This window comes from Streptomyces sp. CBMA156 (assembly GCF_014596515.1).
Lineage (GTDB): Bacteria > Actinomycetota > Actinomycetes > Streptomycetales > Streptomycetaceae > Kitasatospora.
Map to the genome: position 1 here is coordinate 1 of NZ_MSJQ01000163.1, position 13,963 is coordinate 13,963.

Annotated in this window: 12 protein-coding genes and 1 pseudogene; 5 read left to right on the forward strand and 8 right to left on the reverse strand. The window is 71.7% G+C overall.

The genetic code is table 11. The features are described 5' to 3' along the window. The 5 genes from BU198_RS13550 to cimA all read left to right on the forward strand — a co-directional run. Positions 1 to 732, forward strand: a 732-nt coding sequence (locus BU198_RS13550; protein WP_223244341.1) for a hypothetical protein, incomplete at its 5' end; no start/stop codon positions are given. A gap of 116 nt (positions 733 to 848) precedes the next feature. Further along, a complete protein-coding gene (locus BU198_RS13555) occupies positions 849 to 1,412 on the forward strand; it encodes a Uma2 family endonuclease (protein ID WP_223244342.1) in 564 nt (187 codons plus the stop codon). 58 nt (positions 1,413 to 1,470) lie between these two features. Next, entirely contained in the window at positions 1,471 to 2,508 is a 1,038-nt protein-coding gene (locus tag BU198_RS13560) for a 3-isopropylmalate dehydrogenase (protein ID WP_188297100.1), read from the forward strand. A gap of 247 nt (positions 2,509 to 2,755) precedes the next feature. Further along, complete coding sequence (locus tag BU198_RS13565; RefSeq protein WP_188297101.1) at positions 2,756 to 3,868, forward strand: branched-chain amino acid aminotransferase; 1,113 nt, start codon at positions 2,756 to 2,758, stop codon at positions 3,866 to 3,868. 377 nt (positions 3,869 to 4,245) lie between these two features. After that, positions 4,246 to 5,850, forward strand: coding sequence for a citramalate synthase (cimA, locus tag BU198_RS13570; RefSeq protein WP_188297102.1), 1,605 nt, complete (start codon positions 4,246 to 4,248; stop codon positions 5,848 to 5,850). Positions 5,851 to 5,944: 94 nt separating this feature from the next. Here cimA and BU198_RS13575 read toward each other — a convergent pair whose 3' ends face one another. From BU198_RS13575 to BU198_RS13610, 8 genes and pseudogenes are all read right to left on the reverse strand, one after another. Continuing rightward, positions 5,945 to 6,529, reverse strand: coding sequence for a GTP-binding protein (locus tag BU198_RS13575; RefSeq protein WP_188297103.1), 585 nt, complete (start codon positions 6,527 to 6,529; stop codon positions 5,945 to 5,947). Beyond that, positions 6,510 to 7,151: a DUF742 domain-containing protein gene (locus tag BU198_RS43795; protein ID WP_188297104.1), complete on the reverse strand. Its 642-nt coding sequence runs from the start codon at positions 7,149 to 7,151 to the stop codon at positions 6,510 to 6,512. The genes BU198_RS13575 and BU198_RS43795 overlap by 20 nt, the downstream gene beginning before the upstream one ends. Before the next feature lie 161 nt (positions 7,152 to 7,312). Next, complete coding sequence (locus BU198_RS13585; RefSeq protein ID WP_030248297.1) at positions 7,313 to 7,726, reverse strand: roadblock/LC7 domain-containing protein; 414 nt, start codon at positions 7,724 to 7,726, stop codon at positions 7,313 to 7,315. A gap of 10 nt (positions 7,727 to 7,736) precedes the next feature. Further along, positions 7,737 to 11,099, reverse strand: coding sequence for a nitrate- and nitrite sensing domain-containing protein (locus BU198_RS13590; protein WP_317620108.1), 3,363 nt, complete (start codon positions 11,097 to 11,099; stop codon positions 7,737 to 7,739). Positions 11,100 to 11,501: 402 nt separating this feature from the next. Continuing rightward, a complete protein-coding gene (locus tag BU198_RS13595) occupies positions 11,502 to 12,086 on the reverse strand; it encodes a GTP-binding protein (RefSeq protein ID WP_188297103.1) in 585 nt (194 codons plus the stop codon). Beyond that, positions 12,067 to 12,492: a DUF742 domain-containing protein gene (locus tag BU198_RS13600; protein WP_188297106.1), complete on the reverse strand. Its 426-nt coding sequence runs from the start codon at positions 12,490 to 12,492 to the stop codon at positions 12,067 to 12,069. Before BU198_RS13600 ends, BU198_RS13595 begins: the two co-directional genes overlap by 20 nt. A 167-nt stretch (positions 12,493 to 12,659) precedes the next feature. Next, complete coding sequence (locus BU198_RS13605) at positions 12,660 to 13,073, reverse strand: roadblock/LC7 domain-containing protein (RefSeq protein WP_188297107.1); 414 nt, start codon at positions 13,071 to 13,073, stop codon at positions 12,660 to 12,662. A gap of 10 nt (positions 13,074 to 13,083) precedes the next feature. Then, positions 13,084 to 13,963 (reverse strand): annotated as a pseudogene (locus tag BU198_RS13610) (hypothetical protein); the annotation flags it as partial.

Sequence of the window (13,963 nt, forward strand, 5' to 3'; positions counted from 1 at the left end):
GCGGCGGCCCGGCCGGGCGCGGGCATCCGGCCCGCGGACGCGGGGGAGGGGACGGACCCGGCGGAGGAGGAGACCTGCGTCGAGCACCCGGGCGAGCGGTCCGCCGACCTGCGCGCGGCGGGCGCCGCCGTCGACTCCGAACTGCTGTACGTGGGAGCGCAGTTGTGGGCGCCCGCGGTGACCCCGGTGGGACTGTACGGGGTGCGGGTGGCGCTGGACACCGACGGCGACGGCAGCACCGACGTCATCCTCAAGGCCGACCGGCAGCGCGGCGGCGACGTCCTGGTCTCCCGGGCCCTTGACGCCCGCACCGGGGCCGAACTCGACGTCCAGCCGCTCAACGCCCGCTGGGGCGACACCGACACCGGGCTGCTGGACAGTGACGTCCTGCTGCTGCCCGTCCGGCTGAGCGCCCTGCCCGGCATCACGCCCGGGCACAGCACCGTCCACTACGGCGTGTGGACCGGCTACACCGGGGGCGGCACACCGGACGTGGCCGAGGCCCTCTCCGCCATCGGGCTGGACGGCACCCGCCCGTCCGTCCCCCTGGACGTCCTGCACCCGGCGCTCACCGCGCAGGCCGGCCTCACCGGCCCGGCCGCCGTGATGGCCCCGGCGGGCCCCGGCGCCGCCCTCGCCGCGCACCGGGCGGAGGGCGACCCCACGCGGCTCCTGCTGCTGTACCACCTCAACCCGGCCGGCCGGCGGGCCCAGGTGCTCGACCTGCCGTGACCGCCGCGCCGGGGGCGCCCCACCGCCCCCGGCGCGCTCCCTCGGAAGACTGGTTCCAGGGACGGTTTCGCCGAGTAGCCTGGAACGGCCGCCAGAATCCCCGTATGGGAGGAGCCATGAGCATCGCGCCGTACCCCGACTGGATTCGGCCTCCTGCTGGTGGCTACACCGCAGAGGACCTCGACCGGCTGCCTGATCTCCCGCCGCACACCGAACTGCTCGACGGGAGCCTGATCTTCGCGAGTCCACAGACAAAGCTCCACGTGCGAGCGAAGCGTGTGCTGGAGCGAGGGCTGGAGGCCGCGGTTCCGGAAGGCTGGGAGGTGTGGCCCGAGATGACGGTCACGCTCGACCGCCGGAATCGACCGGAGCCCGATCTGCTGGTGGTCCACGAGGACTCAGACACCGGCTATCGCCAGACGGGCTTCCCCGCCGAGCACGTTCTTCTGGCGGTCGAGGTGGTCTCCGAAGAGTCCCGCGAGCGTGACCGGGAGATCAAGCCGCGTAAGTACGCCGCTGCCGGCATTCGCCACTTCTGGCGCGTCGAGTGCGACGAGGGCCGTCCTGTGGTTTACACGTTCGAGCTTGAACCGGCGTCCAAGCGGTACTTCCCGACCGGGATCTACCACAAGCAGCTGAAGGTCGATCAGCCCTTCGAGATCGAGATCGACCTGACCTGAACGTCCGGATCGTGGACGCGTGGTGTCAGTACCTGGGACGGCGGAGTAGGGTCCGAGCATGTCTCGCACCATTCGTCTCGCAGTTGTTCCCGGTGACGGCATCGGCCAGGAAGTCGTGGCCGAAGGCCTCAAGGTCCTGAGTGTCGCGCTTCCCTCCGACGTGAAGCTGGAGACCACCGAGTACGACCTCGGGGCCCGGCGCTACCACCGGACCGGCGAGACCCTCCCGGACGACGTGCTGGCGGAGCTGAAGTCGCAGGACGCGATCCTGCTGGGCGCCATCGGCGACCCGAGTGTGCCGTCCGGCGTGCTGGAGCGGGGGCTGCTGCTCAAGCTGCGGTTCGCCTTCGACCACCACATCAACCTGCGTCCGGGCCGGCTCTTCCCCGGCGTGCAGTCCCCGCTGGGCGGTCAGCCGGAGATCGACTTCGTGGTCGTCCGCGAGGGCACCGAGGGCCCGTACGTCGGCAACGGCGGCACGCTGCGCACCGGGACGCCGCAGGAGGTGGCCACCGAGGTCAGCCTGAACACCGCGTACGGCATCGAGCGCGTGGTGCGCGACGCCTACCGCCGGGCGCAGGCGCGGCCGCGCAAGAAGCTCACCCTGGTGCACAAGAACAACGTGCTGGTGCACGCCGGGCACCTGTGGACGCGGATCTTCGCCGAGGTCGGCGCGGAGTTCCCCGAGGTCACCACCGACTACCTGCACGTGGACGCGGCGACCATCTTCTTCGTCACCCAGCCGGAGCGGTTCGACGTCATCGTCACCGACAATCTCTTCGGCGACATCCTGACCGACCTGGCCGCCGCCGTCACCGGCGGGATCGGCCTGGCCGCGAGTGGCAACATCAACCCGAGCGGCGAGTTCCCGTCCATGTTCGAGCCGGTGCACGGTTCGGCGCCGGACATCGCGGGCCAGGGCAAGGCCGACCCGACCGCCACCGTGCTGTCGGTCGCGATGCTGCTGGAGCACCTCGGCTTCGCCGCCGAGGCCGCCAAGGTCGAGGCCGCCGTCGCCGCGGACCTGACCGAGCGCTCCGGCGCCCGCAGCACCTCGCAGGTCGGCGACGCGCTCGTCGCCCGAGTATCCGGCTAGCGGGCCGGATCCGAGAGCGGGGTTCCGGCCGGCGGGCCGGATCCGACAAGGTTCCGGCCCGGCGGGCCGGACCGCATATCCGCAGCTTGCCGTCCTGAAAACAGGGCGGGCAGCTGTTCGGCACGGCCCTCTGGATGCGAGTATCGACAGTGGGCCGTGCCGTTCTGCGTCCGTTTCGGCGATCTTTGCCGAAACGTTTCCGCAGGCGGTGGCGGCCCGGACCAACCCCACGGTGAAGGAAACAGCCATGAGCACGGCCACCCAGGCGCCCATCACGTTCGACCTCAAGCCTTCCGCCCACCCGCTGCCCGCAGCGGAGCGCGAGGCCCGGCTGGCCAACCCCGGCTTCGGCCGGGTCTTCACCGACCACATGGTCACCATCCGCTGGACCGAGGGCGTGGGCTGGCACGACGCCCAGCTGGCGCCGTACGCGCCGCTGGAGATCGACCCGGCGAACATGACCCTGCACTACGGCCAGGCGATCTTCGAGGGCCTGAAGGCCTACCGCCAGGCCGACGGTTCCATCGCCACCTTCCGCCCGGAGGCCAACGCCGCCCGCTTCCAGGCCTCGGCCCGCCGCCTGGCGATGCCGGAGCTGCCGGTGGAGACCTTCGTCGAGGCCGTCGAGCTGCTGGTCCGCCAGGAGCAGGAGTGGGTCCCGAACGAGCCGGAGCAGAGCCTCTACCTGCGCCCGTTCATGTTCGCCACCGAGGTCGGCCTGGGCGTCCGTCCGGCGAACTCCTACCTGTTCATGATCATCGCCTCGCCGGCCGGCGCCTACTTCCAGGGCGGCATCAAGCCGGTCTCGGTCTGGCTCTCCAAGGAGTACGTCCGGGCCGCGCCCGGCGGCACCGGCGCCGCCAAGTGCGCCGGCAACTACGCCGCCTCGCTGGTCGCCCAGGCCCAGGCCGCCGAGAAGGGCTGCGACCAGGTGGTCTGGCTCGACGCCGCCGAGCACCGGTGGGTCGAGGAGATGGGCGGGATGAACCTGTACTTCGTCTTCGGCGAGGGCAAGGACGCCAGGATCGTCACCCCGGAGCTGTCCGGCGCCCTGCTGCCCGGCATCACCCGTGACTCGCTGCTCCAGCTCGCCTCCGACCTCGGCTACGCCGTCGAGGAGCGGCGGATCTCCACCGACGAGTGGCAGCAGGCCAACGCCGACGGCACCCTCACCGAGGTCTTCGCCTGCGGCACCGCCGCCGTCATCACGCCGGTCGGCTCGGTGAAGTCCGCCGCCGCCGACTGGACCGTCGGTGCCGGCGAGCCGGGCCCGGTCACCATGGAGCTGCGCCGCGCGCTGCTGTCGATCCAGGGCGGCCAGACCCCGGACACCCACCGCTGGCTGCACAAGATCGTCTGAGTCGGCACCCCGCCCGGCCTGCCCCGTTTCGCATCGCGAGACGGGGCGGGCCGGATCCCGGAAGCTGTGCCAGACTGCGAGCGTGTCCACGCTGTCGATGATTATTAGCAGCAGGCGCGCCGGTCCGCAGTGACCGCTCCCGCAGGACCCGATGCGGAGTGACCACGAGCGTCCAGACCCGCGCGCAGACCTCTCGCACCCGCGAGGGGTCTTTTGCTTTGTGGGCACCGCCCCATCGAGCACCTCCCCCGGACCGGCCGAGGGCCCCCACAAAGGGCCCGGGGACACCGGGACCGCGCGCGGGATCCTGGACAGTGGAGCCGGGACGAAATCCGGCAGAGCAGTACCAACCTCCCCGAAACGGAGAACCAGGGGTCATGACCGAGGTCACCCGTACCGACGACAGTTTCCACGTCTTCGACACCACGCTGCGCGACGGAGCACAGCGGGAGGGCATCAACCTGACGGTGGCGGACAAGCTGGCCATCGCCCGGCACCTGGACGAGTTCGGGGTCGGCTTCATCGAGGGCGGCTGGCCCGGGGCCAACCCGCGCGACACCGAGTTCTTCGCCCGCGCCGCCGCCGAGCTGGAGCTGGAGCACGCCCGGCTGGTGGCCTTCGGCGCCACCCGCAGGGCCGGCGGCAAGGCCGCGGAGGACCCGCAGCTGGCCGCGCTGGTCGCGTCCGGCGCGCCCGTGATCACCCTGGTGGCCAAGGCGCACGACCGGCACGTGGAGCTGGCGCTGCGCACCACCCTGGACGAGAACCTGGAGATGGTCAGGGACAGCGTCGCGTTCCTGCGCGCCCAGGGGCGGCGGGTGTTCATCGACTGCGAGCACTTCTTCGACGGGTACCGGGCGAACCCCGAGTACGCCGTGGCGGTGGTCCGTGCCGCGCACGAGGCCGGTGCGGACGTGGTGGTGCTCTGCGACACCAACGGCGGGATGCTGCCGGGCGGCGTCCGGGAGATCGTCGCCGACGTGCTCGCCAGGACGGGTGCCAGGCTCGGCATCCACGCCCAGGACGACACCGGCTGCGCGGTGGCCAACACCCTGGCCGCGGTGGACGCCGGCGCGACCCACGTCCAGTGCACCGCCAACGGCTACGGCGAGCGGGTCGGCAACGCCAACCTGTTCCCGGTGGTCGGCGCACTGGAGATCAAGTACGACCGCCGGGTGCTGCCCGCGGGCCGGCTGGCCGAGATGACCCGGATCTCGCACGCGATCGCCGAGCTGGTCAACCTGACCCCCTCCACCCACCAGCCGTACGTCGGCTTCTCGGCCTTCGCCCACAAGGCGGGCCTGCACGCCTCCGCGATCAAGGTCGACCCCGACCTGTACCAGCACATCGACCCCGAGCGGGTCGGCAACACCATGCGGATGCTGGTCTCCGACATGGCGGGCCGGGCCTCCGTCGAGCTCAAGGGCAAGGAACTCGGCTACGACCTCTCCAGCGACCGGGACCTGGCCGGCCGGGTGGTGGCCAAGGTGAAGGAGCAGGAGAACCTCGGCTACACCTACGAGTCCGCCGACGCCTCCTTCGAGCTGCTGCTGCGCGACGAGGTGCGCGGCAGCCGGGACCGCTTCTACACCCTGGAGTCCTGGCGGACCATCAGCGAGCAGGGCCCGAAGGGCTTCGCGGGCAACGAGGCCACCGTCAAGCTGTGGGCCAAGGGCGAGCGCCGGATCGCCACCGGCGAGGGCAACGGCCCGGTCAACGCGCTGGACCAGGCGCTGCGCGCGGCCCTGGAGGGCATCTACCCGCCGCTGGCCACCTTCGAGCTGGTGGACTACAAGGTCCGCATCCTGGAGGGGCAGCACGGCACCGGCTCCAAGACCCGGGTGCTGATCGAGTCCACCGACGGCACCACCACCTGGTCGACGGTGGGCGTGGCCGACAACGTGATCGCCGCCTCCTGGCTGGCGCTGGAGGACGCGTACACCTACGGCCTGGTCAGGGCGGGCCTGGAGCCCACCGAGTAGCCGCTCCCGGGAACGCCCGTGGCCCGTCGGACTCCGCGTGGAGTCCGACGGGCCACAGGTGCTCGCGCGCTTCCCGCAGGCTCGGCGCCTGCGGTCACCGGAGTCGGGCGAGGAGGGCGTGTTCGACGAGGGTGATGAGGGCGCTTTTGGCGCTGTCGCGGCGGCGGGCGTCGAGGGTGACGACGGGGGTGTCGGTGCCGAGTTGGAGGGCTTCGCGGACTTCGTCGGCGCTGTGGGGCTGGTGTCCGTCGAAGCCGTTGAGGGCGACGACGAAGGGGAGTCCGCTGTTCTCGAAGTAGTCGAGGGCGGGGAAGCAGTCGGCGAGGCGGCGGGTGTCGACGAGGACGACGGCTCCGATGGCGCCGCGGACGAGGTCGTCCCACATGAACCAGAAGCGGTCCTGTCCGGGGGTGCCGAAGAGGTAGAGGATGAGGTCTTCGTCGAGGGTGATGCGGCCGAAGTCCATGGCGACCGTGGTGGTGGTCTTGCCGGAGACGTGGCTGAGGTCGTCGATGCCGGCGGAGGCCGAGGTCATGACGGCTTCGGTGCGCAGGGGGTTGATCTCGGAGACGGCGCCGACGAGCGTGGTCTTGCCGACGCCGAAGCCGCCCGCGACGACGATCTTCGCGGAGGTGGTGGCGCGGGTGGGGGCGGCCGCGTTAGAGCTTGCGAAGTCCACTGAGGACCCTTTCGAGCAGCGTGACGTCGGGCTGGTTTCCGGTTTCGCCGCCGGAAGCGGGCTGGTGGATGGCGACCAGGCCGGCCTCGGCGAGGTCGGCCACGAGGATGCGGGCCACTCCCAGGGGAAGGGAGAGCAGCGCCGACACCTCCGCGACGGATTTGACCTCCGTGCACAGCGTGCAGATCCGCTGGTGCTCGGGAAGCAGGGTGGCGAGGCGCTGCGGATCGACATCGGCGGAGACCAGGGCCTCCAGCGCGAGTTCGTAGCGCGGCCGGGTCCGGCCACCGGTCATCGCGAACGGGCGGATCAGCGGGCCCGAGTCGGCTTCGTCCTCGAACTCCTCGACGTAGCCGGGCTCCTCGGCGGGCCGGTAGCCGGGGTCCGGCTCGGGCGCCGGTGCCGGGTAGCCGGGTGCCGGGGCGCCGTACGAGGGCTCCCTGGAGTACTGGTCGTACTGGTCGTACTGCTCCTGGGTCCGGGGGTACGGGTGCTGGGGCTGCCCGTACTGGTGCCGGCCGTACTGCTGACCGTGGCCGACGCCGGGTGCTCCGAAGGCGTCATGGCCTGTGCCAGGGTACGGAAGACCGTACTGGCCGCTGCGGTCGTCGGGCGGTGTCACGGTTCCTCTCCTCACAAGGTGCGGCGGTGCGGTGCGAGCTTCGGCGCAGGTCCGGAGCCGGTGGTGCGAAGGCCGTACAACGTCCGAACCCGAGCCCGCCGAAGCGGGCCCGGGAAGGACGCGGAGGTGCTTCGAATACCTGGACGGTATCCGACGAACCGTCAGTGCAGGAGACTGCCCTGGAGTTCGGCGCGGAGAGCGGGGGTGAGGACGGCGCCGGCGCGGTCGACGAGCAGGGCCATCTCGTAGCCGACCAGGCCGATGTCGGAGTCCGGGGCGGCCAGGACGGCGAGGGCCGAGCCGTCGCTGACGGCCATCAGGAACAGGAAGCCCCGCTCCATCTCGACCACGGTCTGGTTGACCTCGCCGCCCTCGAAGATCCGGCTCGCACCGGAGGTGAGGGAGGTGAGGCCGGAGGCGACGGCGGCGAGCTGGTCGGCGCGGTCCCGGGGGAATCCCTCGGACATGCACAGCAGGAGGCCGTCCGCGGAGACCACCACGGTGTGGGACACCCCGGGGGTGTTGTCCACGAAATTGGTGATCAGCCAGTTCAGGTTCTGTGCGGCCTGGCTCATCTGAGTCAACTCAACGCTCCTGGTGGTTCGAGCCGCCGAAGAGATCGGTGCTCCGGTTCTGTCCGTTGCCGGACTGGTCTGCCTGATCGGGGTCGATCCGGAAGCTTCCGGTGTTGCCGGCACTGCGACCCTGCTCCACGCCGCGTCGCAGGTTGGTGAGGCGGCCACGGACCTCCTCCGGGCTGCGGGAGACCTGCGGCCCGTCCTGCGGGGTGGACTTGGCGTTGCCCGGCACCAGGTTCTGCTTGGGCACGCGGCGCGGCAGACCGGAGTCGGTGGTGCCGCTGGAGGAGGGCTCGCGGAGCTGCTCGGCCCGCTGCCAGTCGCCGTCGTTCGGCGACTGCCAGGGGGAGCTGGCGGTCGGGCCGGTCGGGCCGTATCCGCCGAGTGAGGACACGTCGTGGCCGCGCTGGGCCGCGGGCGTCGTGCTGTCCCTGGCACCGGCGAACCAGTTCGGGCTGTCGCCGGACGAGCCGGCGCCGGCCGGAGCGGCGCTGGGGCCGCCGCTCGCCAGCTGCTCGCCGGGGCGGCGCTTGGGCAGCCCGGACGGCAGGGTGGTGTGCGGCTCGGCCGCGGGCAGCGCCGGCGGCTCAGGGGTGTACGGGTGGCCGGCCGGGGCCTCCTCGGCCTGCCGGCCGTACTGGTCGGCGTACTCGTCCTGCTGGTAGCCGCCCTGGTCGTAGCCGTACCGGTCGTCGGCGTAGCCCTGCTGCTCGTAGCCCTGCGGGGCGTACTGGCCGTAGCCGTCCTGGGCATACTCGTCCTGCTGGTAGCCGCCCTGGTCGTAGCCGTACCGGTCGTCGGCGTAGCCGCCGTCGGCCTGGTCCTGCCGGCCGTAGCCGGGCTGCTCGTAGCCCTGCGGGGCGTACTGGTCGTAGCCCTGCTGGTACTCCTCGTCGGCCTCGGCGTCCACCACCGGCGCCTGCGGGGAGCTCTCCAGGGCCGCGCGGCGGACCTGGTCGAGGCGCTGCGAGCGCTGGACGGCCTCCAGGGCCGGGCTGAAGCCGGAGTCCCCGGCGGTGCCGGCACCGGTCAGGTGGTCGTCGAAGCCCAGCTCGGCCGCGCTGCGGGCGTGGGTGTCGGGCGCCCACTCGGCGGCCGGCGCCTGCTCGGCGAAGATCCGGGAGACGGTGAACTGCTCGTCCGGCTCCGGCGCCGCGTTCGACTGGGTGACGAACGGCGGGAGCATGACCAGCGAGGTGGTGCCGGCGGACTCGCCGGACGGGCGGAGCTGGACGCGGATGTCGTGCCGCTGGGAGAGCCGGCCGACCACGAACAGGCCCATCCGGCGGGAGATGGTGGCGTCCACCGTGGGCGGCTCGGCCAGCTTCTCGTTGATCTCGGCGAAGTCCTCGGCGGTGAGGCCGATGCCCTTGTCGTGGATCTCGACCAGCACCCGGCCGTCCGGCAGGCGGGTCGCGTTGACCAGCACCCGGGTCTGCGGGCTGGAGAACGAGGTGGCGTTCTCCAGCAGCTCGGCGAGCAGGTGGACGAGGTCGGTCACGGCGGCGCCGACGACGTCGACCTCCGGGATGCCGGAGAGCTCGACGCGCTCGTACTGCTCCACCTCGGAGGCGGCGGCGCGGAGCACGTCGACCAGCGGGACCGGGGTGTTCCAGCGGCGGCCGGCCTCCTCGCCCGCGAGGACGAGCAGGTTCTCACCGTTGCGGCGCATGCGGGTCGCGAGGTGGTCCAGCTTGAAGAGGTTCTCCAGCTGGTCCGGGTCCGCCTCGTTGTTCTCCAGGTCGGTGATCAGCGCCAGCTGGCGCTGGATCAGGCTCTGGCTGCGGCGCGACAGGTTGGTGAAGATCGCGTTGACGTTCCCTCGCAGCAGGGCCTGCTCGGCGGCGAGCGCCACGGCCTGCTGGTGGACCTGGTCGAACGCCCGGGCGACCTCGCCGATCTCGTCCTTGCCGTGCAGCGGGATCGGGCTCACCGAGGTGTCGACCCGGTCGGGGTCGGTCTTGGAGAGCTTCTCGACCAGGTCCGGCAGGCGGTGGTCGGCGATCTCCAGGGCGGCGCTGCGCAGGGTGCGCATGCCGAGGATCATCGAGCGGGCGACGTAGCCGGTGAGCAGACCGGCCAGGATGAGCGCCGCGACGACGATGATCGTGTTGAGGATGGCGTCGTAGAGCGCGTTGTCCTTCAGGGCGCGGGAGTCGGTGAGGACCTCGTCCAGCAGCGCGACTTCGGTGTTCCGCAGGGCCTGGATGTGGGTGTTCGCGGCCTGGTTCCAGTTGTCCGGGGTCAGACCGGCGTTCTTCGCATCGGTGTACGCGGCGTCGGCGGCGGCCTTGCCCTTCTGCTGGCCCTCGGCGGCGGCCTGGCTGTACGAGGCGCCGAGCTGGAGCAGGCTCTGCATGGTGGGCGCCGAGCCGTTGGGCATCTTGTAGGCCGAACGCTCCTGGGCGGTGGCCAGGGCGACCTGCGCGGCCGCGTACTTGGCGGCGTCCTCGGGGGCGCTGCCGGTGTTGAACTCGTTGAGGGAGACCTGTTCCAGCTTCTCCGAGACCATGATCTGCTGGATGACGTCCTGGTTCTCGTACCGCGTGGTGGCGTTCTGCGAGATGCCGACCAGCAGGTTGAGCATCAGTGCGCGCTGGGTCGAGGCGGACGCCTTGGCCAGCGACATCGCGTAGATCGCGCGGCCCTTGCTGGTGGCGTTGGTGGAGCCCAGGCCGACCGAGTTGTCGTAGGCCAGCAGCGGGCCGATCATCACCGAGTAGGCGTTGGCGGTGGCGCTGACGAACAGCTCGGCGCCGTACGCGTTGGCCCGCAGGTGCGGCAGGTCGACGACGGTGGTCTGGAAGGCCTCGTGGCGGCGGGGGAGCTCACCCGACTTGTCGGAGGCCGCGTAGGCGGCGTTGTACGCCTTCAGCGCCGCGTCGGTGTCACCGCGGCGCTTGGTCACCTCGTTGTTCGGGTCCTGCTTGGTGAGCAGGGGTATGAGCGTCTTGTCGCGCTCGTTCTCCAGCGCCTCGGCGAGTTCGGTCGCCGCCTTGGCCAGCTCCGCGGTCTTCTCGGCGCGGGAGGCCTTGATGTAGCCGTCGACCGAGGTGTTCACGCGGAGGCCGCCGAAGACGAGACTGATGATCACGGGGATCAGCAGGATCGCGATCAGGCGGGTCGGCACGCGCCAGTTGCGCGGGCGGAGGAAGTCGTACCGGGTGGAGCCGCCACCGTCGCCCGACGGGCCGCCGGTACGGGGCGCCGCGGTGACGGCCGGGGGCTCGGGAGCCGGGACGGCGGTCTGGGCGCGTTCCTCCGTGGGAGTGAACGCGGAGAACCCGGCCGGGGCCCCGGGGGTACCGTTCGGCTCGCTCTGGCGGGGCTCGGAGCGCCGCTGCGGGGCGGGTTGCTGCTTACGCCTCACTCGACAACTACCTCTCGGCCGACTGCCGGCCATGGATCAATCCAGCGCTACCCCCGGGCCCTGACCCGCCGCCGGAGGGACCGGCGCAGGAGACATCCAGGGGTAGCTGGAATTTCAGCACGTGCAGGGATGAGGGACAAACAGCCGCCGTCCGGCGCCCGCCTCGGTACAATCTGGACATTCACCGACATGACGGAGCAAAACCGTGGTCATCTGGCGCTGAGTGACGCCGATTCGCCACGTTGAGTCATTGTTGATCACGAAATGCCTACCGAACTGTTATCCGCTGCTTATACACGGGTCTTGCGCGGGGCCCCCGGAGGACATCGGCCGGTCAGCGTCGCGGCCCCGACGGCCCGTTGCCGGGGACGGTCCGCCGGGGCCGGGTGAGCTCCCCCGCGGTCACCGGAGTCGGGCGAGGAGGGCGTGTTCGACGAGGGTGATGAGGGCGCTTTTGGCGCTGTCGCGGCGGCGGGCGTCGAGGGTGACGACGGGGGTGTCGGTGCCGAGTTGGAGGGCTTCGCGGACTTCGTCGGCGCTGTGGGGCTGGTGTCCGTCGAAGCCGTTGAGGGCGACGACGAAGGGGAGTCCGCTGTTCTCGAAGTAGTCGAGGGCGGGGAAGCAGTCGGCGAGGCGGCGGGTGTCGACGAGGACGACGGCTCCGATGGCGCCGCGGACGAGGTCGTCCCACATGAACCAGAAGCGGTCCTGTCCGGGGGTGCCGAAGAGGTAGAGGATGAGGTCTTCGTCGAGGGTGATGCGGCCGAAGTCCATGGCGACCGTGGTGGTGGTTTTGCCGGAGACGTGGCTGAGGTCGTCGATGCCGGCGGAGGCCGAGGTCATGACGGCTTCGGTGCGCAGGGGGTTGATCTCGGAGACGGCGCCGACGAGCGTGGTCTTGCCGACGCCGAAGCCGCCCGCGACGACGATCTTCGCGGAGGTGGTGGCGCGGGTGGGGGCGGCCGCGTTAGAGCTTGCGAAGTCCACTGAGGACCCTTTCGAGCAGCGTGACATCGGGCGTTCCGCCCGACTCGCCCGCGGCGGCGGGCTGGTGGATGGCGACGAGACCGGCCTCGGCAAGGTCGGCGACCAGGATGCGGGCGACACCGAGCGGCACGCCGGCCAGGGCGGAGATCTCCGCGATGGACTTGACCTCACGGCAGAGGCTGACGATCCGGGCGTGCTCGGGCAGCAGCCCGGTGGCCCGGTCGGCCGAACCGGTGGTGGAGATCAGCGCCTCGATGGCGAGCTGGTAGCGGGGTCGGGTCCGGCCGCCGGTCATCGCGTACGGGCGGACCAGCGGCTGCTGCTCGTAGCCGTCGGACTGCTGCCCGCCGTAGCCGCTGCCGTACCCGTTGCCGTACGAGCCGGCGGGTGTCGAGGGCGGGGTCATGGGTCCTCCTAGTGCTGCAGCCTTGAGCAGCCGGTTCCAGCTGGGGCGATGCCAGCTGAGGCGGGATCAGCTGCCTGAGGGTAGCTGAGAGGGTTGCGCCGGGTCCGGTCGGGTCGGACCCGGCGAGGGCGGTGGGACGGGTGGGCGGATCCGCACGGAGGCTCCGGTCAGTGCAGGAGACTGCCCTGGAGTTCGGCGCGGAGAGCGGGCGTGAGGACGGCGCCGGCGCGGTCGACGAGCAGGGCCATCTCGTAGCCGACCAGGCCGATGTCGGAGTCCGGCGCCGCCAGGACGGCGAGCGAGGAACCGTCGCTGACGGCCATCAGGAACAGGAAGCCCCGCTCCATCTCGACCACGGTCTGGTTGACCTCGCCGCCCTCGAAGATCCGGCTCGCACCGTTGGTCAGCGAGGTGAGGCCGGAGGCGACGGCGGCGAGCTGGTCGGCACGGTCCCGGGGGAAACCCTCGGACATGCAGAGCAGGAGGCCGTCCGCGGAGACCACCACGGTGTGGGACACCCCGGGGGTGCTGTCCACGAAATTGGTGATCAGCCAGTTCAGGTTCTGTGCGGCCTGGCTCATCTGGTTCAACTCAACGCTCCTGGTGATCTGCGCCGTTGCCGTCGCTCCGGCCACCGAAACTATCGAATCCGGGCTGCTGGGCACCATGCTGGAAGCCCGGCTGGTTGGCGGCCTGCTCGGCCCCGGCGCGACGGCCCTGCTGGATGCCGCGGCGCAGGTTGGTGAGACGGCCGCGGACCTCCTCGGGGGCCCGGGAGACCTGCGGGCCGGTCAGCGGCGAGGCCTCGGCGGTGCCGGAGACCAGGTTGGCCTGCGGGGTCCGCCGGGGCAGCCCCGACATGGTGACGCCGCTGGTCGAGGGCTCGCGGACCTGCTCGGCGCGGCGCCAGCGCTCGTCGTTCGCGGACGGACGCCACGGCGCGTCACCGGTGCCCGGCTGCTGCTCTGGCTGCGGCTGCTGGGGGGCCTGCTGAGGTTGGGCCTGCTGGGCCTGCGGCTGCTGCGGCCGGCTCTCCGGAGCCTGCTGTTCCTCGGCGGACGGCCGGAACTCCGGCGCGGAGGTGCCGGGGCGGCGCGGCTGGTACTGCCGCGGCCGTGCCTGCTGTCCGCCGTCGTCCTGCGGGTGCCAGGGCTGCTCGTCGGCGGGCTGCCGGTCGGCGGCCTGGGAGGGGCCGGTCGGCAGCGCCATCGGCTCCTGGTGCGGCAGCGGCAGCGGCAGCGGCTGCTGCGGGGCCCGCTCCTGACGCACCGGCTCCGGACGCGGCGGGTTCGGCACGTTCGGCAGCACCGGCTCGACGAGGCCGAGGCCCAGCGGGTCGCGCGGGTCGATCTGGCTGGCCTCGAAGCGCGGGCGGGCGAACTGCTGGGTGCTCTCCACCGGCGCCGGCTCGGCCGACGGCAGCGGCTGGGGCTGCGGGGCCTGCGGCGGCAGCTGCGGCTGGCGGTCGCGC